Here is a 22,013-nt window from a genome sequence, read left to right as displayed (position 1 = left end):
TCCCGGCAACGCTATGCCGACCCGTCTCCCGCCTCATCTGAGCCAGACACACGGCCGCCTCCCGCTGTATGTCACAACGAACATCGATCGCCGACCTCAACTCGCAGGCTCACGAGCACCGCGTGCTGATCCTCGAATTCTGGGCCGAGTGGTGCAAGCCGTGCAAGCGCCTGGCGCCGGTGCTCGACTCGCTTGCCGACGAGACCCCGGAGCTGACCGATCTCGCGGTGAACATCGACGAGTACCCGGACCTCGCCCGGAGTTCCAGGTCATGAGCGTCAGACGCTCCTGTTCTACAGCAACGGCGGGCGGGTCGGTCGCCGAGTGGGGCTCGTGCCCCAGCAGGAACAGCGCTCCTGGGTTCAGCCGCATCCGTAGAGCGGCTCTTTCCAAATGGAAAAGCGGGGATGCCCGGGTGTGCCTGGCCTCCCCCCGATGGACGGAGCGTTTACACCGGTGCCACCCACCCCACCAGAGAAAGATCACGTCAAGCGGACTCGCGAGGAGTGGCTTGAGTATCACGCCAGCCGTGCCCCGATGCCGACCTGGGAGCGCTGGGAGCGGGCCAACGCCGCGCTCGGTATCAAGGTCAGGCGCAAGGTCTCACCGCATGACGAAGAAGCCCCTCAGCAAAAGCCGGGGGGCTTTTTTCGTATCTGGGTCAGTCCAGCCAGATGGGCTCGATCAGCGCCGGGTTGAAGCTCTTGCGCTTCACCATCCTGCCGGCCTTGTCGCTCCACTCCGGCTCGATGGGGTGGATGATCACGGCCTCCAGGTACGCACCGATGAACGCCTGCTTCTCGCCCATCGTGGTCTCGGGGCTGTCCCACCTGTCCCGCACGCTGGCCGACACGTTCTGGCGCACCTCGCGCCGCTCGACGGCAGCCCTCGCCGCCGTCATCTCGTCACGCTCGGCGTTCAAGTCCTTCCGCATCGCGAAGTACTCCTGCGACGGAAGCTGCTTCGACTTCCACTGCTCGTACAGGTCGGCGAGGAGCCCGTCGACATCCGCGAGCCTCTGCTCGACCTCCGGCGGCACGCTGGCCGGCGCGGGCACGGCCTCGGCAGCCCGCTTGTCGTGCACCAGGAAGACCAGGTCTCGGATGAGGTCGTCGACCCGCGCCATGTTGCGGCTGTTGGTGCAGCCGCCCTCCTCCATGCCATCGCACTGGTAGCGCCAGGCGGGCTTCTGTCTCTGCTTCGCGTAGGCCCCCGCCATCTTGGGGAGAGACGGGCACCGCCCGCAGCGGACCTTCCCGGAGAGCTGGTACTTGCCGCTCCGGCCGCCTTCTCGGGCTGTCTGAGCACTCTTCCCGATCTTGTCGACCAGGGCCTCCCAGACCTCGCGCTTGACGATGGGCTCCCATGTGCCCTTGACCTCGGTACCATCAGCCCGCGTGACGATCTGGTAGTACTCGGCGATCTCGCCTGCCTCGCGGTTGCCACGGGCCATGGTGCTTCGGAACCCAGCGATCCTGGGGTTGCGCAACATCCCTACAAAGACCGACCTGCGCCAGAAGTTGCCCTGCGAGGTCCGCAGCCCTCGGCTGTTCCAGTCGCCCACGATCGACATCACGCCGACGCCCGCCAGAAGTTTGTCGACGGCCTTTCGGATCTCCGCGGCCTCGACGGGGTCCAGGGCCAGCTTGTCGGCCTTCCAGCCGAACGGGCGGCGCGAGCCGACGGGGATGCCTTCCTCGGCCAACTCACGGTGCTTGCGCTTCTGCCGGCGCGACGTGTCAGCCGACGACTTGTTGTTCATGGCCGTGATGACCCGCGCCATAGCTCGGCCACCGTCGGTGTTCAGATCGAGCGAGCCCGTGGTGCCGTCGAAGTAGCGGTGGTAGTGCTCCGCGATCTCGATCGCGTCCTCAAGGTCGCGGTTATCGCGGGTCAGGCGGTCGAGGTCGTAGACGCAGGCCGCCTTGCAGGCACCTGACCGCAGGTCCACCAGCATCGCCTGCCAGCGGGGGCGGATCACGCGCCAGACGAAGTAGCGGTTGCCGTGCTCGTCGGTGACCTTGATGCGCTTCTTCTTGAAGGCCGAGGTGTCGTTCTCCTCGTAGATGGTGATCGAGGCAGCGCCGCGAGCCAGCGCCCACGAGATGGTGTCGATGGCCTGGCGACGGACGCCCTTGTACTCTTCCTGGCGGTCATCGGATATCCGCAGGTAGATGGCCACATGGAGGCCCTCCATCGTGCGGACGGCCAGGGGGTACAGCTCGACGCCCAACTGCTGGCGGGCCTCGTCGCCCGACATGGTGATCCCGTCGAGGGATTTGCCGGGGATGGCCAGGAGCGCAGCAATATCGGTCACCGGGGTATCTTATACGTTGCAGGTTCTGACACCTTGGGCCATTCGCACATTCCGTGGGACAGCACCGCCCCCACCGGCCTGCGGCTGATCAACCCGGGCTCGCCGACCGACCGCCGCCGCCAGCCGCACGCGACCTTCCTCACCGCCTCGATCGCCGCAGGCCGACTCGTGGACGTGGAACTGCACCGGCTCGGTGGCACGGGCGGCCGACCCGCGCAGCGCTGAGCAGGTCGTCGGTTGTCACACGGACGGGTCCCAGGCTGCGAGCTGATCGAAGATACGACGGTCGCCTTCGAACCTCAGCGAATCCAGCGGTATGCGGCCGTAGAAGAACAGGACCAGGTCACTGGCCGTGCCCCGGGCGGAGACGTCGGCCGTGTCGGGGTCCTCGCCGGCAGCGGTGAGGCGGGCGACCTGTGCGCCGTCGCCGGAAAGCCGAAGGCGCCAGGAACGGCCCTCGGTGGCGTGGTAGTCGACGACGGCGGGTTCGTGCGGCCAGGCGACCGTCGTCGCACAGAGGGTGAACTGGCAGTCGTCGAAGCCGTCGAGGGCGACCTCTTCCGGCAGCGGCTGCGGGGCACCCACCGTGAGCTGGACGTCGTGGGTGTACACCGCGATCTCGGGAACCTGTCGCCGTGCCCAGGCAGCAGAGGTTTGCGGTGACGGCGAGTCCTCCCACCATGTCCAACAACCGCGGTCCGGGCCGGCCTCGCGCAGCGTGCTCGTCAGCTGCTCGACGGACTCGGTCCACCAGGCCAGGAGAGCCTCGCGCTCCCGGGGCGCACCCCTGCCGTCGTCCCAAGCCGACTTCTCCGGGGGCGCGTCCGCGGGTCCTGCGGCGACGATGGCGGCTGATTTGCGGCGGCCCATCCCCACGTGTTGCACGAGATCGAACAGCGTCCGCTCGGGAGAGGTCGGCACCACCGCGTCGAGGTTGGGTGCCGCGGCGACCGCGGCGTGGAAGGCAGCCGCCCGTTCGTCGATCAGCCGCAGATGATCAGAGAACGCAAGAATCTCGTGCATCCCGGCTTTCTAGCACTGTGCTCGACGACCGGACAGCGAATTTCGCAGCCGACGCGGCGGCCGCCTCGGCGCTCATTGCGCCGATGGGTGCAGAGCAAGGTTTTGGGTGCAGAGCAAAGTCACTCGGTGGGCATACCTGAGCTGCGCCGCCGGGTGACGATCACGTCCCCGTCAGTCGGCCGAGTTGGACCAGGATCGAGTGCTCAGGACCAGCCGGTAGCCGTCGGGATCCGCCACGGTGACGCCCCAGCGGTTCCAGTAGGGGCCCTGCGACACCCGGGTGCCCCCGGCCTCGGTCAGGCGCCCCACCAGCGCGTCGTCCACGGGTCCGGCCAGGTACAGCACGAGAAGGTCTTCGTCGGTGGGCGAGGGTGGGGCTGCGAGGTCGTGCCCTGCGACGAGTTCCAGGTGCCAGGACGCGTCGGGCCAGCCGAGCATCAGCAGGTCGTGCTCGCCGGGTCCGCCGCCGGTCGCCCGGTGGAGGACGTGCAGGCCGAGGCCGTCGACGTAGAAACGTTCGGCGGCGGCGAGGTCGCGGCTGGGGCGGGCCAGGCGCAGGTGGGCCCTCGGGTCGATGGTCATGGCGGCTCCCGTGCGGTCGGTGTGTGCCGACCCTGCCTGTTCGAGCACGCTTGAGGTCAAGACGCGGCTCAGTGCGGGATGGGGCGGCGGGCGCGGATGCGGTCCAGGCCGTCGCGGTACTCCTCGATGGCCAGCGCCACCTCGACCCGGGTGCGGGTGTGCTCCAGTTTCGGCAGGTAGTGCACGTGCCGGGCCAGGCCGTCGAGGTCGACGGTGAAGTACATCGCCATCAGCGGGTTGACGAACAGCTCGGTGCCCTCGGTGCGGGGCAGGGTGTGCACGTCGCCGAAGTCGCCGCGTACCGCCGAGGCGACCTGGGTGTTGACAATGCTGGCCGACAGCGGCGTGGCGGCGGCGGCGTGCGCGACGGCGTCGCAGTAGGCGGCGGCCTCGGCGCTGCCCGGCGGGATGGAGAACGCGCCGAGGAAGGCCCCTTCGCGCTGCAGCGCGGCGAGGTTCTCCAGCACGTGGGCGTGGCAGACGCCGTGGTGGGAGTCGATGCCGAAGCCGAGGCTGACCACGAGTTTGCACGGCACGGGCAGCCCGGCGACGGCGGCGAGGCTGGTCATGTCCTCCTCGGGGGTGCCGAGGCCGGCCTCGTCGCCGCGCATGAGGATGTCGGTGCCGCCGTCGGCGAGCACGATCGCGTCGATGCCGAGCAGGTCGATGAGCTTGCGGTAGGCCGAGCGCAGCGGGCGCACGCCGGTGCGCTCGAAGGCGTACACGACGGGGTCGTGGCCCTGGGCGGCGAGCCAGCGGGCGAGGGTGCGTTCGGGGAAGTAGCGGTCGTTGCCGGCGCTGTCGGGACGCACGGCGGCCAGGCCGGTGCGCACCCAGGAGGACAGGCTGAGCGCGCCCAGCTCGCTGACGGCGTAGCTGGCGAGGGTGACGCGGGTGCCGTTGTTGCGCAGGGCGAGCGCAAGGGGCAGCCCGGCGTACACGTCGAAGCCGCCGCCGGCGCCCGCGATGAGCACGTGCCTGGCGTCGCGCAGGCGCTGAGACAGCGGGGGTTCGAAGACGGCGGGCATGGCCGAGACGGTAGTGCCCGGCGTCGACCGGGGCACCCGCTTATTCGTTCCCCGGATACAGCGACATCCGTCATCTAACATGAAAACGGGTCAAAGGGATTAAGGCGGATCAGGTGGACGCGCTCCGGACAGTCGGGTCGAAGGCGTGGGCGATCGTCGGCATCGCCCTGGCCACGGCTGTCCTTGTGTTCCTGATCATCCTGTTGAAGCCGCTGGTCATCGCGCTGATCGGAGCCCTGATCGTCTCGCTGGCGCTGTCACCGGCCGTCGAGGCGCTGGCGCGGCGCGGCCTGCGCCGAGGGCTGTGCGCCATGCTCGGCATCCTGTTCCTGATCGCCCTCGGCATAGGTGTGATCTTCCTGGTGGTGACCGGGCTGGCCAGCCAGTGGGCCGAGTTGAGCACCGCGCTGGGCAAGGCGGTGCAGGACCTGCACGGACTGCTCACCAAGCTGGGCGTGGCGGGCTCCAACGCGGAGTCGGCGCGCGACTCCCTGTCGGATCACGGCTCGACGCTGCTGTCCGGCCTGCTGCCCGCGCTGGGCAACGTCGCCGGTACCACCGCCAGCGTTTTCATCGGCACGTTCGTGTTCCTGTTCACCACGTTCTTCATGCTCAAGGACGGGCCGGCGATGGCTCGGGCGGCCGAGCCGTGGATCCCGCTTGGTCGGCCGTGGATGGACCAGGTCGGCCGGATCATCCGCGGGTACGTCGTCGGGTTGACGCTGCTCGGGGCGTTCAACGCGGCCGTGGTCGGGCTGGGCGCGCTGCTGCTGGGCGTGCCCCTGATCGCCACCCTCGTGATCATCACGCTGCTCGGCAACTACGTGCCCTACCTGGGCGCGTGGGTGGCCGGGGCGTACGCGGTGCTCATCGCGCTCGCGTCGGGCGGGGTGCAGACGGCGCTAATCATGACGCTGGTGGTGTTCCTGGCCAACGGCACGCTGCAGACCATGCTCCAGCCGTTCGCGTACGGGGCCGCGCTGCGCATGCGTCCGCTGACGATCCTGCTGGCGACCGTCGTCGGCGGGCTGGTCGCCGGCATCCTGGGCGTCATGCTCGCCGCACCGACCGCCGCGATCATCCAGCACACCGCCGAACTGCTGCGCTCCCGCCGAAACGGCGGAGGGGCCGTCGAGGCCGCGGACGGGGGTCCCGACGGCGATGACGGGCCCGGCGATCTCGCACGGCTGGTGGCCGACACACCCGACTGAGGCGTACCGTGCCCCGCGTGAGACCGCCGGGACGGGTCAGTACGTCAGGCCGAAGCCGTACGGGAACAGCGGCGTCTTCTCGTCGCCGGTGTTGACGGGTTCCTGGGCGGCGGTCGCGGGCCAGGACATCGGCAGCTTGCCGGTCGGGGCGTACGCGCCGAACAGCACGTCGGCGACGCCCGCGCCCTCGGTGCCCGGCAGCCACGCGGCCAGCAGCCCCTGCACCTGCGGCAGCTGGGCGCTGACGTCCACGGGCCGCCCGGAGACCAGCACCACGACCACGGGCACGCCCGCCTTGCGCAGCGTGGCCAGGGTGTCGAGGTCGACCTTGTCGAGCGTGACCCCGTCGGGCCGGTCGCCCTCGTACTCGGCGTACGGCGTCTCGCCGATCACGGCGATCGCCACGTCGTAGCTCTTGTCGATCCCGGTGCCGTCGGCGCTGTAGGTGACGGCGCCGCCGGGCTCGACGGCCTCCTTGACGCCCTGCAGGATGGTGGTGCCGTCGGTGATCGGGCCAGATTTGCCCTGCCAGGTCAGCGTCCAGCCACCGGACTGGTTGCCGATGTCGTCGGCGCTGCGCCCGGCGACGAACACCTTGCCGGTCTTGGGCTTCAGGGGCAGCACCCCGGAGTTCTTCAGCAGCACCTGCGACTGGCGTACGGCCCGGCGGGCCAGCTCCCGGTGCGCCGCCGAGCCGACCTTGTCGAACTGCGCGCGGTCGGCCATCGGGTGCTCGAACATGCCCAGCTCGAACTTCTTGGTCAGGATGCGCCGGTTGGCGTCGTCGATGCGCTCCATCGGCACGTTGCCCGCGTCGACCTCGTCGCGCAGCACGCCGATGAACTCGCGCCAGCGCTCGGGCACCATGACCATGTCGATGCCCGCGTTGATCGCGGTGCTGACCTCGGCCGGGGTGAACGCGTCGCGTACGCCGTCGAGCTGGTCGATGGCGTTCCAGTCGGACACCACGAACCCGGTGAAGCCCAGCTCGCCCTTGAGCACCTCGGTGATCAGGTAGCGGTGGCCGTGCAGCTTCTCGCCGTTGAACGAGCTGAACGAGACCATCACCGAGCCGACCCCGGCCTTGACCGCGGCCTGGAACGGCGGCAGGTGGATCTTGCGCAGCTCCTCCTCGGGGATCCGCGCGTCGCCCTGGTCCTTGCCGTCCAGGGTCCCGCCGTCGCCGACGTAGTGCTTGGCGGTGGCCAGCACCGAGTTCGGGCCGCCCAGCCGCTCGCCCTGCAGTCCGGTCACCATCGTTGTCATCGAGGAGGCGATCTCGGGGTCCTCGCCGAACGACTCGTAGGTGCGGCCCCAGCGGACGTCCCGGGCGACGCACAGGCACGGGGCGAAGTCCCAGTCCAGGCCGGTCGCGGTCACCTCGGTCGCGACCGCCTCGCCGATCCGGCGGACCAACTGCGGGTCCCGGGTCGCGCCCAGGCCGATGTTGTGCGGGAAGATCGTCGCCCCGTGCACGTTGTTGTGGCCGTGCACGGCGTCCACGCCGTAGATCATCGGGATGCGCAGGCGGGTGGCCAGCGCCTCGGTCTGGAAACCGTCGTACATGTCGGCCCAGCCCTGCGGCGTGTTGTCGCTCGGCACCGAGCCGCCGCCCGACAGCAGCGAGCCCAGGGCGTACGCGGTGACGTCGCCCCCGGTCACCTCGCGGCGCTCGGCCTGCGTCATCTGACCGATCTTCTCGTCGAGGGTCATCCGGCCCAGCAGGTCGTCGACCCGGTCGGCGATCGGCACGGACACGTCGAGATAGGGCGCATCGGCATCGAACGCGCCGTCGTCGGTGTCGCGGGTCAGCCAGTACACGGCGGCTCCGGCCGCCAGCACGAGCACGAGGCCCGCAGCGATCAGGCGGCCGCGGCGGCGGGACGGCGGTGGTGGCGCAGCCGCCGGTGTGGCGGTGACGGTCGTGGTCATGGTGCCTTCCAGAGGGGTAGCGGCGTGGCGTGGACGTGCCGACGCGAGTGCCCCTCGTCGCGACGACGGCCTCCGACAGCCAACACTTCCCGCGGTTCGGTGTCAACGGATTCCTGGAACATAATGCCGCGCTGGTGAAACAAGCCATGTAACAAGGCGTGGGCACGCCTCGGTCCGCATAGAAGTACGCGACGGCAGACCGCCGCGGAGGCTCCACCACCCGACGAAAACGCATCGACACACTTGTGCGGTGGTCCTAGCGTTCGCAGTATGACCCAACACCATCCACCGGCCTTCCGGGCCGGCCCGGGAGGCGTCGCACCGTCGCGCGCCCCTGACGGCGGCGAAGGCCGCCCTCGCGCGCTCAGCGCATCGCACGCGGAACACCTGGCGCCGCGGGGGCACCAGGTCAACCACCAGGCCGAGCAGTGGTGCCCCGACGCCGCCGCGACAGCCCACGAGGCCACCCCGGCCGCGCAGCTTTGCCACCTCCAGCGGCTCTGAACCGGCGCGACCCCAACACCGGGAACACGGGGCATTCCCGGTGACACCGCACCACAGCACCTGACCGACGAGCTCGCGCGAGCTGCGGCCCGCGCGAGCTCGTCCCCCTGCCCGCTAGAAGGCGCCGGCCTTGACGGAGATCGCCATGCGGCGGCCCGCGTACTCGGACACCGTCCAGAGCTCGTCGGTGTTGCCGCGGTAGGTGAAGTCCTCGGTGCCCACGGGCAGGGTGTCGTAGTGCATGACGACGCTGCCGCCGGGGGTCCAGGTGCCCAGGTCGCCGTCGTTGCTGTCGCCGTCGCTGGTGGACAGGAAATACTTGCCGTTGAGGCTCAGCGCGCCCTGCATCGAGGTCACGTCCACGCGGTAGGCCCAGCTCGCCGTGGCGTCGGTGGTCGATCCACTGTCGTGGACCAGCTCGCGGTCGGTGTAGTCGACGCCCCAGCGGACCAGGCGGGTCCCGGTTCCCGGGTTGCCGTACTCCCCCACCAGGAAGCTGTCCGGGGCGGTGGTGCGGTCCAGGGAGATGAACGAGAAGCGCAGGCCGCCAGTGCCGACCTGGTCGTAGGCCAGCGACTGCGGCAGCACGTACTTGTAGCCGAAGGCCTGGTAGCTGCCGTCGGACTGGCGGCCGCACACCGCCGAGTTCGTGCTGGACACCTGCCACAGGTGGTTCAGATCGAAGACGCGCAGGCCGTTGCTGGTGTCGACGACGTAGAGGTGGTGGCCGTACCAGGCGATGCCGCCCGCGTGGATGACCACGGGGCGGTAGCTGTGCACGCCGCCGGAGGTGTACGGCTCGACCAGCAGCACGTGCCGGTAGACCGGGAGCAGCGGGTCGGTGCGGTTGACGAAGCTGACCCGCACGCCCTTCTGGCCGTCCACGCCGGTGGAGTACCAGGAGACCAGCACGGCCTTGCGGTCCTCGTAGACGCCGGCGTCGAGCGCGTCGGAGCTGGTGGTGATGCCCTGCGGGATCCACTCGGCGGTGTTGTCGTCGCCGCTTTCGAAGTGGAAGCCCGCGGCGAAGTTGGTGACCAGGCCCGCGCCCTCGCCCGCGGTGATCCGCGTGGCGGTGCGGTTGCCGTCGTCGAGCACGTGCTGGACGCTGACGTTGGGCAGGGCCGCGTCCAGCCCGGCGATCGCGGTGGCGTACGAGCCGGCGCGGCGGCGCAGCTTGAACGCGGTCCGGTCGATCGAGGCGGGGGCGGCGGCGGCCGGGCTCGCGCCGATCAGGGCGGCGGTCGCGCCGGCGGCGGGAATGGCGATCAGTCCGGTCAGGACGGTTCTGCGAGGAATCGACATCGCTCCACGGTAAACGAAATGAAGGGAACCTTCACCATATGACGCCTGGTGAAGGTTCCCTTCATCCGGTCAGTGGCAGCTACCGGTGCCGGAGTCGTTGTAGGTCTTGCCCGCCTGCGGGACGAACTGCCAGTCGTAGCTGTTCGAGTGCAGGGTGAACTTCAGCACGCCCCAGGTGTCGCTGTTGCGGGCCTGGCTGTTGGGCTGGATGGTGCCGAAGCCGTAGAAGCCCGCGCCGCCCATGCCGGCGACGAACGAGCGGATGCCGCGCGAGCTGTCGGCGGTGCCGCTGGCGTTCATCGGGGCGAAGCGCTCGTACTGATGGTTGTGGCCCCAGACGACGACGTCGGCGTTGTAGTCGTACAGCGCCTGGTACAGCGGCCGGGTCGAGGTGGACGGGGCGTGGTTGGCACCGGAGGTGAACAGCGGGTGGTGCCAGTACGCGATCGTGCACGGCTTGGTGCTGGCGGCCAGGTCGTTGCGCAGCCAGGTCTCCTGGGCCGAGCCCGCCGACATGCTGATGTTGGAGTTCAGCGAGACGACGTGCCAGTTGCCCAGGTCGTAGGAGTAGTAGCCCTGACCCGACGGACCGGCCACCGAGCCGAAGTAGTTGTAGTAGCCGCTCGCACCCGAGGTGTTGTAGTCGTGGTTGCCGGGCGCGGGGCGGGTGCGCGCCTTGTGGCGGCCCCAGGTCGGGTTGTAGTAGCTGCTGAACTCCGACGCGGTGCCGTTGGTGTAGACGTTGTCGCCGGTTGTGAAGACGGTGCCGGAGATCCCGTCGAGCAGCGCGGCCGTGGCGGTGTCGCCGGAGCCGGAGTCGGCGATGTCGCCCGCGCCGACCAGCACCGGGTCACCCGACGGCGGCGGCGTGGACGGGCTCGGCGACGGGGTGGTGCCGGTGGTGACGACGAGCTGCGGCGAGTCCGCGCCGGTCTCGCGGGTGTCGTAGTAGGCGCCGTCGCTGTTGGTGGAACTCGCGCCGATGCTGAACGTGCCGTTGCCGGTCACCAGCGAGGTCACGTCGACCTCGTACCAGCCGTTGGCGACGACCGAGCCGAGGGTGCCCAGCGTCGCGCCGTCCAGGGCGGGCTTGTTGTTCCACGTCGTGCCGGTCTCCGACCACGACGTGTTCGACATCGCCTTGAACGTGCCGCCGGCGGCACTGCCGTCGTTGCCGCTGATGTGGCGCAGCCGCAGCTTCGCGCTGGTCACGGTGCCGCTGACGCCGCCGACCGTGAAGCGCAGGAACATCTGGCGCTGCGGCGAACTGTCGACGGTGATCTGGACGGCGGTGCCGTAGTTGGTCGACGCCGTGTCGGCCTGCACATACGTGTCGGCCACCGGGGTGAACGTGGACGTCGCGGCGGCGGCGGTCTGCGCCGACACCGTCAGCACCGTCGCGACCGTGGCGGCGGTCAGCACGAACGCCGTGCCTGCCGTCACGGCCACGCGGCCCTTGCGGATTCCCATGACTAGCCCTTCTGGGGGTGTACGGCAGCGCGATCGGCGCAGCCGTGCGAGGAATGTAGGGACGCCCGGAAACGGCCGGCACACGTTCGGGTGAACAGCGTGGGTGAGTCGGATGAGCGTCCACAGCCGACCGGCTGCTGTGACACCGTCTGTTCATCGGAAGCACGCCCGCTGGTGGCGTGTGCGAGGGCCCTGCGTACCGCGGGCGGCTCAGGATGTGCCCGACGCGGGGTGGCCGCGGCGTGCCGTGAAACGGCGCCCGCCGGGCGGTCCGGGTCGGTCCCATCTGCACCGTCGTCGCGGACGCCATGCCGCGGGAGGAGCGCAACCGCGTGTACCTGTCCACCGTCACCAGTCCGGCCGCCACACCCCCGGCGGACAGATCCGGCAGACGCCGCTTCGCCAAGGTCGGCGCGAACGTGTTCGCCCTGGGCACGGTCAGCCTGATCACCGACGTCTCGTCCGAGATGGTCACCGCGGTCCTGCCGCTGTACCTGGTGCTGGGCCTGCAACTGAGCCCGCTGGCGTACGGCATGATCGACGGGATCTACACCGGAGCGACCGCGCTGCTGCGCCTGGTCGGCGGGTACGTCGCCGACCGCACCCGCCGCCGCAAGGCCGTCGCGACCCTCGGCTACGGCCTGTCGGCGGTGGCCAAGCTCGCCCTGCTGGCCGCGGGCCGTTCGGTGCCCGCGATCGGCCTGGTCATCGCCGCCGACCGCACCGGCAAGGGCCTGCGCGCCGCGCCGCGCGACGCCATGATCACGCTGTCCACGCCGCCGGAGGCGCTGGGCAGGGCGTTCGGCGTGCACCGCGCGATGGACAGCGTCGGGGCGTTCCTCGGCCCGCTGGTCGCGCTCGGCGTGCTGGCCCTGGCCGCGAACTCGTTCGACGCCGTGTTCGTGGTCAGCTTCTGCGTCGCCGCGCTGGGCGTGATGGTGCTGGTGCTGTTCGTCCGCGACCGTCGCGAGACCGTGCCCGCCACGGCGAAGGTGTCGCTGCGCGAGGCCGCGTCGCTGCTGCGCAACGCCCCAGTGCGGCGGCTCGTGCTCGCCGCCTGCCTGCTCGGCCTGGCCACCATCGGCGACGGCTTCGTGTACCTGCTGCTGCAGCGCCGCGAGGAGCTGAGCACCGTCTGGTTCCCGCTGCTGGCCGCCGGGACGAGCCTGGGCTACCTGCTGCTGGCCGCGCCGCTGGGCGTGCTCGCCGACCGGGTCGGCCGGCTGCCGGTGATGCTCGGCGGCTACGTCGCGCTGACCGCGGCGTACCTGCTGCTGTTCGGACCGCTGGGCGGCACGCCGCTGCTGGTGCTGACGCTCGCCCTGTACGGCCTGTTCTACGCCGCGACCGACGGCATCCTGATGGCGCTGGCCGGGCCGGTGCTGCCGGACCGCCTGCGCACCACCGGCATCGCCCTGATCCAGACCGGCCAGGCCCTAGCGTACCTGCTCTCCTCGGTCCTGTTCGGACTCGCCTGGCAGACCTGGGGACCGGCCACCGCATCCCGCGTCGCGGCGCTGGCCGTGGTGCTCGCCGTGGCCGCCACGCTGCTGCTGCTCGTGCCCCGCGGCGGGGCCCGGGGCGAGGCCGCCCTGGACGCGTCGACGGCCGTGCACACCCAGCAAGAGCAGGAGGCCGCCCGATGAGCGAGCTCAGCACGCGCACCAAGGTCATCGTCGCCGCATCGGTCACCGTGGCACTGGCCGCGGTCGGGATCGGCTACGTCCAGCTGGCCAGGAACAAGGCCACCACCGCATCGCCCGTGCCCGCCGCCGCCGTCACCCTCGACCCCGGCCCGCGGCTGCTGGTCGTCAGCGACCGGCACGCGACCACCGTGTCCCGAGATGACCCGTCCGGACCCCGGCAGGTGTCCGGCATGGAATGTGTGCGCGTCTACGCCGCCGCGGGCACCGGCGTGTGCATCCAGCCCGAGACGGCCTGGTCGTACCAGCTCGTGGTGCTCGACCGCGAGCTGCGGGCGACCCGCTCGTTCGCGGTGCCCGGGCTGCCCAACCGCGCCCGGGTCTCGGCCAGCGGCCGGATGGTCGCCTGGACGACCTTCGTCGGCGGCGACTCCTACAGCACCGGCGGCTTCTCCACCCGCACCGGCATCCTGGACACCCGGACCGGCGCGCTGGTCACGACGCTGGAGGAGTTCGCGGTCACCCGCGACGGCAAGCCGTACCGCAACGTGGACGTCAATTTCTGGGGCGTCACCTTCACCGCCGACGACAACGCCTTCTACGCCACCATGGCCACCGGCGGCAAGCGCTACCTGGTCCGCGGCGACTTCGCGGCCCGGACCCTGCGCACGGTAACCGAGAACGTGGAGTGCCCGTCGCTGTCGCCCGACGGCACGCGGATCGCGTTCAAGCAGGCGGTCGGCGGCGACCCGCAGCGCGGCTGGCGGCTGTCCGTGCTGAACCTGGCCACCCTGGCGGTGACCAACCTGGCCGAGACGAGCAGCGTCGACGACCAGCCGGCGTGGCTCGACGACGGCACGGTGGCGTACACCCTGCGCGGCCCCGACGGCACCCCGTCGATCTGGTCCGTGCCCGCCGGCGGCACCGGCAAGCCGGCCCTGCTGCTCGACGAGGCCGAGTCCCCCGCCGCCCTCGGCTGACCCGGGTCAGCGCCACCAGGGGCGGCGGCGCTGGTCGGCGAGGGCGTGCGCGGGCGCGACCAGGTCGGCCAGGTGCAGCTCCAGGTGGCGCAGGTGCTCGCCCACCCAGCGGCGGCGCAGCCGGTGCAGCGGCGTGCCGCCGCCACCCGTCCCGAGCACCTCGTCGTCGGGCGGGCTCGGCGGGGCCAGCGGTGGCGGCATCGGCCCCGTCGGCTCACCGACCTGGTCGGCGAGGCTCGCGTAGAAACCGGCGAGCGCGTCGGCGTGGCGCAGCAGCGCGTCGCAGCGCGGGTCCGGGGAGGCGTCGCGCGGGGTCAGGTCGTCGAGCGCGTTCGCGGTCTGGCGCAGCCGCACCCCGGAGATGACCAACCGCCACAGGCCTGCCCGGTCCATCCGCTTCGACCCGGGTTCGGCCAGGTAGCCGCGCAGCGCGTCCTCCAGCCGGAACGCCGTCGCGGCGGCCCGGACCGCGAGGGTGGGCGGTTGCGTACGCCGGCCGAGCGCCCACGCCACCGCCTCGGTCAGATGCGCCCCGCCCTCCCTGAACATCTCCGCGACGTCGTCGCGCACCAGGTCGCCGGCCCCGCGCGGCCAGACGAGCAGCCCGGCGACGAGGCTGACCAGGCAGCCGATCGCGACGTCCTGCAGCCGCACCAGGCCCAGCGTCCAGCCGGTCGGCGCGAGGATGTTGTAGAGCACCAGGATCACCACGGTGAACGCCGCCTGGCTCGCGACGTCGGGGAGCTTGCCGGGCCCGTACGCCACCACGAACACGGCGACCGCCAGCGCGCCCCAGCTCGCCCAGGGTGACGGGCCCAGCAGCGGCAGCAGCGCCGCGCCGGCCGCGACCCCGGCCGCCGTGCCGACGATCGCCTTGACCGCCTGCGTGCCCGTCGACGCCGCGCTGGTACGCAGCACCGACAATGCCCCCAGCAGCACCCAGAACCCGCTGCGCACCCCGCTGAGCTGCACGATCACCACTGCCGCGGACAGCGCCAGCGCGCCGCGCAGTGCGTTGACGAACCACACCGAGCGCAGGCTCGCGTTGCGCAGCACGATCCCGGCGACACCGGCCAGGGTGACCAGCCGGCGCAGCGGCGGCCGGTCCGGCCGGGCCAGGCCGTACCAACGCCGCACGCTGCCGCCGACGGTCAGCGGGTCGGCTCCCCGGGTGGCGATGAGCACGTCGGTGGCGAACGCGCGTACGCAGTTGGCCGTGGTCTGCCCGTAGAACGCGACGACCAGCTCCATCGCGTCCGCGTCCGGCTGCCCCGGGCCGGTCAGCCGGGCCACGCTGTCGGCGCACGTCTGCTCCAGCCCTTTGAGGTCCGGATCGACCTGCTCGCCGCGCAGCACCGCGGCGGCCTGGCGCAGCACCTGCGCCGACGCCTCCAGCGGGGCCCGCTGCGTCGGCGGCGCGTCGCGCAGGTCGCCGACCCGGTCGATGCCGTCGCTGACCAGGCCCTTGCACCATTCCAGCTGGTTGACCGCGCCCGCCATGGCCTGGTCGGCGATGACCAGCCCGCTCGGCCGGTACGGGGCCGACACGAACAGCGCCATCATCCGGTGCGTGGCGTCGGCGACGCCTGCCCGCAGCTCCGGCAGCGCGGCCCGCAGCGCCCCCGCCTCCAGCAGGTCGGCCAGCCCGACGGCCAGGGTCGCGGTGGCCTGGCGCAGCTCCGCGCCCGCCGAACGAGGCGCCATCAGCACCACCGCCAGGCCGCCGACCCCGGTCGCGAGCACCCACCCGGCGACCCGGTCGCCGATGACGTCCGGCGGCGCGGCCGCCGACGCCGCCAGCATGTACGGCAGCATCGCCGCGGCCGCGCCGGAGGCGTCGTTGGGCCCGATCACGGCGGCGAAGTACGAGGTGAACGCGACCACGGCGGTGGCGATGGCGGCGGCCACCACCGAATGGCTGACCAGCGTTCCGATCACGATCAGCACCGCGCCCACGGCGGTGAGCATGGTGTGCGCCACGGCCCGGTCCCGGCGGGTGCCGCCGAACGACGCCAGCACCAGGCTCGCGAACCCGCCGAACGCCGTGAACGTCGCCACCTGCGGCGACTTGATCACCAGCAGGGAGAACGCGAACAGCGCGGGCACCAGCACTGCGGCCCGCAGCCCGCGCACCGCGGCCGCCGGCGACCACAGCGCCCGCCACCAGCTCACCCGGCCGCCCCGCAACCCGCGCGGCGGGGCGGCCGACCGGCCGCGCTGTGCTCGTTCACGCCATCAGCGTCTCCCGGATCGGACGGCGGCGCGGCCGGTTCCGCACGAGTGGGTGGCCGGCGAACTCCACGAATCCTGCCCGACCGCCCGAGCCCGGTCAGATCCGTGCCAGCGGGGCCACCTCCTGCGCGGCGAAGGCCATGAAACCCTCCGGGTCGGGGTCGTCGGGGGTGGGCTGCAGCACCACGGTGTCCGCCCCGGCCGCGGCCCAGGCCCGCACCGCCTCGGCGACCTGCTCCGCGCTCCCGGCCACGCCGTGGCCGTCCATGGTGTCGTAGCCCCAGCGGACCCGCTCGGCCTCCATCCGCGCCGCCGCGTCCCGGCCCGTCGCCGCGTGCAGGTAGACCACGACCCGGTGGTAGTCCGTGCGCCCGGCCTTCGCCCGGCCCTCGTCGATCAGCCCGCGCGCCCGGCGCACCTGCGCGACCGTGGTGCCACCGGTCAGGATCGTGCCGTCGGCGACCTCGCCGGACAGCCGCAGCGTGCGGTCACCGGTCGCGCCGGACAGCAGCTCGGGGCGCCGCGGCGGCGGCCAGTCCAGCGCCACGCCGTCCAGCCGCACGTATCGGCCCTGCACGGTGACCCGCTCACCGGACAGCAGCGCCCGCAGCGCGGTCAGGTGCTCGCGCAGCAGCGCCATCGGCGACTCGGCCCGCGCGCCGACCTGGCCCATCCAGTCCTGCACCCCGTGGCCGACCCCGACCCGGGCCCGGCCGGGAAACAGCCGGTGCAGGGTCGCCAGCTCCATCGCGGTGATCGCGACGTTGCGCAGCGGCACGGGCAGCAACCCGACCGCGACGGTGAGCCGGTCGGTCCAGGCCAGCGCCGCCGCCACCGACGTGATGCCGCTCTCCAGGAAGCAGTCCTCCCACAGCCACAGCTCGTCGAGCCCGGCCTGGTCGGCGGCCTGCGCCACCGACCGCAGCCGCTCGGGCGGCAACTGCGGCACGAACACCGCACCCACTCTGGTCTCAGGTCGTGCGTTCACCTCGGTCACGCCGATCATGATGGCGCAGAGGCGGCCGCCAGACCAGACGAGCCGGTCAGGCACGCCGCCGATACGCCATGATGCTCGGCGTGACCGAGGACGAACTGCTCGACCTGCTCCGTGCCCGCGTGGCCGCCGCACCCGCCTGGCGCGGCCCGGTCGAACTCGCCACACCGGGAGCGATCGCCGAGGCAGAGCACCTGATCGGCCTGCCGCTGCCGCCGCTGCTGCGCCGGATCTACCTGGAGGTCGCCAACGGCGGCTTCGGACCCCGCGACGGCGTCCTCGGCGTGGGCGAGAACGCCTGGTCGGACGACGGCGGGGACATCGTCGACCACTACGGCGACTTCAGCTCGGCACCCGGCCATCCGCGGGGCCTGGTGCCGGTGTACGAGGTGGGCTGCGCGATCTGGTGGCTGCTCGACTTCCGCGACCCGGCGGGGCCGATGTGGGGCTGGGATCCGGGCGGCTGCTGCCCCGAGCACGCGCTCGCGCCGCAGGGGCTGACCCTGGCCGACTGGCTCGCCGAGACCCATGACGGCAGCGAGGCTCGCAAGATCGAACAGCCGTGGGTATGCCGGCCCAGTCCCGTCTGGCCGCCCATGCGCCCGCCGCGCCGCTTACCGCCGGCCGACCCCACGCCCACCGGTCCACCGGAGATCGCCGCCAACCTGCGCAAACGGTCCGCGGTGCGCATTCCTCCCACAGCCGCGCCGCGCCGTCCTGCCCCTGGCCGCGACCCCCGGCCCCGGTGGAGCCTGAGCCCGGATGCGGCACCCCGGCGCGACGAACCCTCATAACGCCGACTGCCCCGTTCCGGCGTGATCAAGCGGGCCGGGCCGCTAGCGTGGACAGAGGGCCGCGACCGGCCACCTGTCCAGGCTGAGCGCCATGCGGCCCACCGCGACTCCGACGGGGGGCACCGAGATGGCCGCATCGACGCTGGAGCAGCTGCGAGCACGGATCTCCGGGCAGGTGATCACGCCCGGCGACGAGGGCTACGACGAGGCCCGCACCGTGCACAACGCCATGTTCGACCGGCGGCCCCGCGCGGTGGTGCGCTGCACGAGCACCGCCGACGTGCAGGCGGTGGTCGACTTCGCCCGCGACAACGGCCTGGATCTGGCGGTACGCGGCGGCGGGCACAGCGTGCCCGGGTTCGGCACGGTCGACGACGGCATCGTGGCGGACCTGTCCGGCATGCGCGCCGTCACCGTGGACCCGCACGCCCGCACCGCCCACGCGGGCGGTGGCGCGACCTGGGGCGACTTCAACGCCGCCACCGGCGCACACGGCCTGGCCTCGACCGGCGGCATCATCTCCACCACCGGTGTCGGCGGGCTCACCCTCGGCGGCGGCATCGGCTACCTCGCCCGCGGCCTGGGCCTGTCCTGCGACAACCTGCTGTCCGCCGAGGTCGTCACCGCCGACGGGCGGGCGGTGCTGGCCAGCGAGAAGGAGCACGAGGACCTGTTCTGGGCGCTGCGCGGCGGTGGCGGCAACTTCGGCGCGGTGACCTCGTTCGAGTTCGCGCTGAGCCCGGTCGGCGAGATCTACGGCGGCCCGATGTTCTTCGAGCTGTCCGCCACCCGTGACCTGCTGGCGTTCTTCCGCGACTTCATCGCCGACGCGCCAGAGCAATACGGCGGGTTCCCGGCGTTCCAGATCGCGCCGCCGCTGCCGTTCATCCCCGCCGACCGGCACGGCGAGCCGTTCATCGCGATGGTGAACTGCTGGACGGGGTCCACGGCCGACGGTGAGCGCATCATCGACCGGATCCGCGCGGTCGCGCCGCCGGTCGCCGAGATGGTCGGCCCCATGCCGTACGCGGCCCTGAACAGCGCGTTCGACGGCCTGGTGCCGCCGGGGCTGCAGCACTACTGGAAGGCCAGCTTCGTCAAGGAGCTGACCGACGAGGCGATCGACGCCCACGTGGCGCACGGGCCGAAGGTGCCCGTGGTCAACTCGACGGTGCACATCTACCCGATCAACGGGGCCTGCCACCGGGTCGCCCCCGACGCGACCGCGTTCGCGTACCGCGACGCGAACTTCGCCGTGGTGATCGCCGGGATGTGGCCCGACCCGGCCGACAACGACGCCAACACTGCCTGGGTGCGCGACTACTACGCGGCCACCGCGCCGCTGTCGGAGGAGGGCGGGTACATCAACTTCATGGCGGGGGACGACCAGGAGCGGATCCGGGCCAACTACCGCGGCAACTACGACCGGCTGGTCGAGGTCAAACGCGCCTACGACCCGGACAACCTGTTCCACCTCAACCAGAACATCCGCCCGTGACCCGCGGCCGGGATCAGTCGCCGAGGTAGATCACCGCGTCGAGTTCGATGTCGAACCCGTTGAGCGCCACCGGCAGCGTGGTCCGCGCGGGGAGGTTCTCGGTGCCGAAGAACTCGACGTAGATCTCGTTCATGGCGGCGAAGTCGGCGAAGTCGCGAAGGTACACCCCGACGCGCACCGCTCGGCTCAGGTCGCCTCCGGCGGTGCGGGCCACCTCGGCCAGGTTGGCGAACGCGGCCCGGGCCTGCTCGGCGAACGCGCCCTTGACCCAGGTGCCGTCCGGCAGCACCGGGCAGGCCCCGGCCAGGAACGCGAAGTCGCCCGCCACGACGGCGTGCGAGTACGGGCCGCCGGGCGGGGCCGCCCCGTCCGCCTTGATGATCTTTTTCGGCATGCATGGCCTCCGGGTCGGGAATCGACGTGTAGCCCGACAATCATGGCAGTGCCGCCGGCGGCGGGTGCGTCAGCCCACGGCGGGCGGGTCGGGCGACACAGGCGTGCCACGCTGCGCCGGAACGTCGTGCGGCACGTCCACCAGCGCCACGCCGCCTCCCCCGAGCCGCAGCTCCCGCCGCAGGTCGACGGCCTGCTCACGCTCGGCGACGGTGTGCTCGGCCGCCGGTGCGGAACAGCGCACCCGCAGTTCGCCACGGGCGGTCGCGTCGCCGGCGGTGAGCGCGGTGAGGCGGCCCGCCTCGACGACAGCCGCCAACGCGGTGACGGTGAGCTGCAGCGTCACCGCCGCGGTCAGGGTCGTGACGACGGAGCCGCTGACGACGACGTCCACTTCGGCCTCGTACTCCCAGGGCATGGTGAAGCTGCGGATGCTCACCTCCCGCCGCAGGCCGGGATGCGCAGCGGTCTCCCGGGCGGCGGCCAGCAGCGCCGACCTCGTCCGCCACGCGCCGACGAACACGTCGGACACCTCGACGTCCAGCAGCTCGGCGACCTTGGTCAGCACCGCGCGCGCCAGGGCGGCCGCGGGGGCCTGCGGCTGGTCGGTCACCATCCCCACCCCGGCCAGGCGTTCCGCGGCCGCCTCCAGTTCCCCGGCCGCCTGGCCGGGTTTGCCGGGGATGAACTCTCCGAAGACGATCTCCCGGACGGTAGTCACACGTCCTCCCGGTAGGCGTCGTCGCGATAGCGGAACCGGGCCGTGCGGACCACGACCTCGATCAGCGGCGGGGGCGGCGCGGACCGCCGGCTCACCCGGCGCAGCACCACCAGCAGGAGGAACAGCAGTAACGCGAGCAGCCCGGCACCGAGCGCGAGCGCCTTGTTCCGCTTCGCCCCGGTGTCGGGGATCAGGTCGCTGACGGGCTCGCTCGGCTGGACGACGTTGCCGAGGCAGACCGGTTCCACGCTCATCCGCACGGGGGTGTCCTGCGGTGTGGTCCCGCTCAGGCGCACTCTCCAGGCGTCAGCCGACACTGGTCCGTCCATGAGGGCGGCCTGGCCGGTCAGCGGGCCCCCGGACACGATCCGGTAGCCGCCCCCGGTCAGGACCGCGCCGCCGGGGCATTCCGCGGTCGCGTCCCCGGAACGCGGCACCACGCAGATGTTCGCGGCCGCGCCGACGGCACACGACGGTGACGCCGACCGCAGGTCGAAGACGACGGGCGCGGCGGCGACAGCCGCCACCGGGCCGGTGTGGCAGACCACGAGGGCGGTGACCGAGGAGCGGGCGGGCAGGTTCGCGGGCACGGTGAGGTCGAGGGCCCAGCCCCGCGTACCGGCGGGGTGGCTGCCGTCCACCCTGGCCGCGCCGAGCCTCGGGTACCAGACCGACCAGTAGCCGCCGCCCGTGCGCACCATGCCCTGCGGGCAGACCGCCTCGACGGACGGGTCCGACGGGTCCGACTGGACACCCGCGTACACCCCGGCGGTGCTGTCGCCGCCACTCAGGCAGACGGAGAAGACCTCCAGCGTGCGGACGGTCTGGCCGGTGTTGACGACGCCGACGGTCCACGCCCGCGGTGCCGAGCCGTCGCCGACCGGGGTGCCCTGGCTGTCGGACGGGTGGCTGGCGATCACCCGCAGCAGCGGATCACCGCCCGCATAACCGCCGCTGACCAGTTGCTCTCCCGGCCCGCAGGGCATCGTGACCTGCTGCGGCGCGGCATCCGAACCGAACTCGACGGTGCGGCTGCGCACCGCCACCGCGCCGATGCCGGCCTGCGCGGGTGACGCCACGAGAACGGACGCCGCCACGGCGAGCAGGGGCAGCGCGACTCTGAGCAGCGCGAGCGTACGCATCGCGACCAGAGTCCCATGCGGACGGTCCCGGCGCTGTCCCCCGACCGACAGCTCTACGCGCGCCGGCAGGCGGCCGCCGTGTCGGGCACGCCCGGGGCAGGGCGGGTCCGACACGGCGGCCGGTGTGCTGGCCCGCCGTCGCCAGCCGCGGGGCCGACACCGGGCCCGGTATCGACCCCCGGGGGCGGGTCAGCTCGCCCACACCACCAACAAACACTGCTTCCCCGCCGGGCAGCCGGGGTTG

The 22,013-nt window shown here is 72.0% G+C and carries 19 protein-coding genes and 1 pseudogene; 8 read left to right on the top strand and 12 right to left on the bottom strand.

From position 1 onward, the window contains the following. Positions 1-68: 68 nt before the first annotated feature. A complete protein-coding gene (locus tag AB0B66_RS39090; RefSeq protein WP_360539868.1) occupies positions 69-275 on the top strand; it encodes a thioredoxin family protein in 207 nt (68 codons plus the stop codon). A gap of 386 nt (positions 276-661) precedes the next feature. Here AB0B66_RS39090 and AB0B66_RS39085 read toward each other — a convergent pair whose 3' ends face one another. Continuing rightward, entirely contained in the window at positions 662-2,317 is a 1,656-nt protein-coding gene (locus tag AB0B66_RS39085; protein ID WP_360539866.1) for a recombinase family protein, read from the bottom strand. Positions 2,318-2,353: 36 nt separating this feature from the next. Between AB0B66_RS39085 and AB0B66_RS39080 the strand changes: the two are divergent. Further along, positions 2,354-2,542, top strand: a pseudogene (locus AB0B66_RS39080) (YfcE family phosphodiesterase); the annotation flags it as partial. 15 nt (positions 2,543-2,557) lie between these two features. Here AB0B66_RS39080 and AB0B66_RS39075 read toward each other — a convergent pair. The 3 genes from AB0B66_RS39075 to AB0B66_RS39065 all read right to left on the bottom strand — a co-directional run bounded on the left by AB0B66_RS39075 (position 2,558) and on the right by AB0B66_RS39065 (position 4,950). Beyond that, complete coding sequence (locus tag AB0B66_RS39075; RefSeq protein ID WP_360539864.1) at positions 2,558-3,340, bottom strand: maleylpyruvate isomerase family mycothiol-dependent enzyme; 783 nt, start codon at positions 3,338-3,340, stop codon at positions 2,558-2,560. Between the two features lie 171 nt (positions 3,341-3,511). Continuing rightward, entirely contained in the window at positions 3,512-3,922 is a 411-nt protein-coding gene (locus AB0B66_RS39070) for a VOC family protein (protein ID WP_360539862.1), read from the bottom strand. A gap of 68 nt (positions 3,923-3,990) precedes the next feature. Beyond that, positions 3,991-4,950, bottom strand: coding sequence for a DUF1152 domain-containing protein (locus AB0B66_RS39065; protein WP_360539860.1), 960 nt, complete (start codon positions 4,948-4,950; stop codon positions 3,991-3,993). 113 nt (positions 4,951-5,063) lie between these two features. On the opposite strand from AB0B66_RS39065, the gene AB0B66_RS39060 reads away from it, so the two are divergent. Next, entirely contained in the window at positions 5,064-6,161 is a 1,098-nt protein-coding gene (locus AB0B66_RS39060; protein ID WP_360539858.1) for an AI-2E family transporter, read from the top strand. 36 nt (positions 6,162-6,197) lie between these two features. Here AB0B66_RS39060 and AB0B66_RS39055 read toward each other — a convergent pair whose 3' ends face one another. Further along, entirely contained in the window at positions 6,198-8,093 is a 1,896-nt protein-coding gene (locus tag AB0B66_RS39055) for a glycoside hydrolase family 3 N-terminal domain-containing protein (RefSeq protein ID WP_360539856.1), read from the bottom strand. Between the two features lie 270 nt (positions 8,094-8,363). On the opposite strand from AB0B66_RS39055, the gene AB0B66_RS39050 reads away from it, so the two are divergent. After that, positions 8,364-8,597 (top strand): hypothetical protein, encoded by a 234-nt coding sequence (locus AB0B66_RS39050; protein WP_360539854.1) that lies wholly within the window; start codon positions 8,364-8,366, stop codon positions 8,595-8,597. Positions 8,598-8,711: 114 nt separating this feature from the next. Here the strand turns inward: AB0B66_RS39050 and AB0B66_RS39045 are convergent, their stop codons facing one another. After that, complete coding sequence (locus tag AB0B66_RS39045) at positions 8,712-9,902, bottom strand: hypothetical protein (protein ID WP_360539852.1); 1,191 nt, start codon at positions 9,900-9,902, stop codon at positions 8,712-8,714. 69 nt (positions 9,903-9,971) lie between these two features. After that, complete coding sequence (locus AB0B66_RS39040; protein WP_360539850.1) at positions 9,972-11,372, bottom strand: DNRLRE domain-containing protein; 1,401 nt, start codon at positions 11,370-11,372, stop codon at positions 9,972-9,974. Between the two features lie 308 nt (positions 11,373-11,680). Here AB0B66_RS39040 and AB0B66_RS39035 point away from each other — a divergent pair, with 308 nt between their 5' ends. Then, positions 11,681-13,018: an MFS transporter gene (locus AB0B66_RS39035; protein WP_360539848.1), complete on the top strand. Its 1,338-nt coding sequence runs from the start codon at positions 11,681-11,683 to the stop codon at positions 13,016-13,018. Beyond that, positions 13,015-13,995, top strand: coding sequence for a hypothetical protein (locus tag AB0B66_RS39030; RefSeq protein ID WP_360539846.1), 981 nt, complete (start codon positions 13,015-13,017; stop codon positions 13,993-13,995). The genes AB0B66_RS39035 and AB0B66_RS39030 overlap by 4 nt, the downstream gene beginning before the upstream one ends. A gap of 6 nt (positions 13,996-14,001) precedes the next feature. Here AB0B66_RS39030 and AB0B66_RS39025 read toward each other — a convergent pair whose 3' ends face one another. Both AB0B66_RS39025 and AB0B66_RS39020 read right to left on the bottom strand, forming a co-directional pair. Beyond that, positions 14,002-16,167 (bottom strand): FUSC family protein, encoded by a 2,166-nt coding sequence (locus AB0B66_RS39025; protein WP_360539844.1) that lies wholly within the window; start codon positions 16,165-16,167, stop codon positions 14,002-14,004. A gap of 157 nt (positions 16,168-16,324) precedes the next feature. Continuing rightward, positions 16,325-17,224 carry an LLM class flavin-dependent oxidoreductase gene (locus tag AB0B66_RS39020; protein ID WP_360539842.1) on the bottom strand — a complete coding sequence of 300 codons (900 nt, stop codon included), beginning with the start codon at positions 17,222-17,224 and terminating at the stop codon, positions 16,325-16,327. A gap of 80 nt (positions 17,225-17,304) precedes the next feature. On the opposite strand from AB0B66_RS39020, the gene AB0B66_RS39015 reads away from it, so the two are divergent. Together AB0B66_RS39015 and AB0B66_RS39010 are read left to right on the top strand one after the other, a co-directional pair. Beyond that, positions 17,305-18,015 (top strand): SMI1/KNR4 family protein, encoded by a 711-nt coding sequence (locus AB0B66_RS39015; RefSeq protein ID WP_360539840.1) that lies wholly within the window; start codon positions 17,305-17,307, stop codon positions 18,013-18,015. Positions 18,016-18,106: 91 nt separating this feature from the next. Then, entirely contained in the window at positions 18,107-19,513 is a 1,407-nt protein-coding gene (locus AB0B66_RS39010; protein ID WP_360539838.1) for an FAD-binding oxidoreductase, read from the top strand. Between the two features lie 13 nt (positions 19,514-19,526). Here AB0B66_RS39010 and AB0B66_RS39005 read toward each other — a convergent pair whose 3' ends face one another. From AB0B66_RS39005 to AB0B66_RS38995, 3 genes are all read right to left on the bottom strand, one after another. Next, the gene (locus tag AB0B66_RS39005) at positions 19,527-19,907 is read right to left on the bottom strand and encodes a RidA family protein (protein WP_360539836.1); all 381 of its coding nucleotides are present in this window, start codon (positions 19,905-19,907) and stop codon (positions 19,527-19,529) included. 69 nt (positions 19,908-19,976) lie between these two features. Continuing rightward, positions 19,977-20,627, bottom strand: coding sequence for a hypothetical protein (locus AB0B66_RS39000; RefSeq protein ID WP_360539834.1), 651 nt, complete (start codon positions 20,625-20,627; stop codon positions 19,977-19,979). Further along, positions 20,624-21,769 (bottom strand): hypothetical protein, encoded by a 1,146-nt coding sequence (locus AB0B66_RS38995; RefSeq protein WP_360539832.1) that lies wholly within the window; start codon positions 21,767-21,769, stop codon positions 20,624-20,626. Before AB0B66_RS38995 ends, AB0B66_RS39000 begins: the two co-directional genes overlap by 4 nt. Positions 21,770-22,013: the final 244 nt, after the last annotated feature.

Source organism: Catellatospora sp. NPDC049111 (assembly GCF_040648615.1).
GTDB classification, from domain to species: Bacteria; Actinomycetota; Actinomycetes; order Mycobacteriales; family Micromonosporaceae; genus Catellatospora; species Catellatospora aurea.
The sequence above is the reverse complement of the archived record's forward strand: the minus strand, read 5'-3'. Positions and strand labels throughout refer to the sequence as shown.

Coding starts and splice junctions, on each gene's coding strand:
- AB0B66_RS39090 (WP_360539868.1), top strand. CDS start 69: ATGTCACAACGAACATCGATCGCCGACCTCAACTCGCAGGCTCACGAG.
- AB0B66_RS39075 (WP_360539864.1), bottom strand. CDS start 3,340: ATGCACGAGATTCTTGCGTTCTCTGATCATCTGCGGCTGATCGACGAA.
- AB0B66_RS39070 (WP_360539862.1), bottom strand. CDS start 3,922: ATGACCATCGACCCGAGGGCCCACCTGCGCCTGGCCCGCCCCAGCCGC.
- AB0B66_RS39065 (WP_360539860.1), bottom strand. CDS start 4,950: ATGCCCGCCGTCTTCGAACCCCCGCTGTCTCAGCGCCTGCGCGACGCC.
- AB0B66_RS39055 (WP_360539856.1), bottom strand. CDS start 8,093: ATGACCACGACCGTCACCGCCACACCGGCGGCTGCGCCACCACCGCCG.
- AB0B66_RS39050 (WP_360539854.1), top strand. CDS start 8,364: ATGACCCAACACCATCCACCGGCCTTCCGGGCCGGCCCGGGAGGCGTC.
- AB0B66_RS39045 (WP_360539852.1), bottom strand. CDS start 9,902: ATGTCGATTCCTCGCAGAACCGTCCTGACCGGACTGATCGCCATTCCC.
- AB0B66_RS39040 (WP_360539850.1), bottom strand. CDS start 11,372: ATGGGAATCCGCAAGGGCCGCGTGGCCGTGACGGCAGGCACGGCGTTC.
- AB0B66_RS39035 (WP_360539848.1), top strand. CDS start 11,681: ATGCCGCGGGAGGAGCGCAACCGCGTGTACCTGTCCACCGTCACCAGT.
- AB0B66_RS39030 (WP_360539846.1), top strand. CDS start 13,015: ATGAGCGAGCTCAGCACGCGCACCAAGGTCATCGTCGCCGCATCGGTC.
- AB0B66_RS39010 (WP_360539838.1), top strand. CDS start 18,107: ATGCGGCCCACCGCGACTCCGACGGGGGGCACCGAGATGGCCGCATCG.
- AB0B66_RS39005 (WP_360539836.1), bottom strand. CDS start 19,907: ATGCCGAAAAAGATCATCAAGGCGGACGGGGCGGCCCCGCCCGGCGGC.
- AB0B66_RS38995 (WP_360539832.1), bottom strand. CDS start 21,769: ATGCGTACGCTCGCGCTGCTCAGAGTCGCGCTGCCCCTGCTCGCCGTG.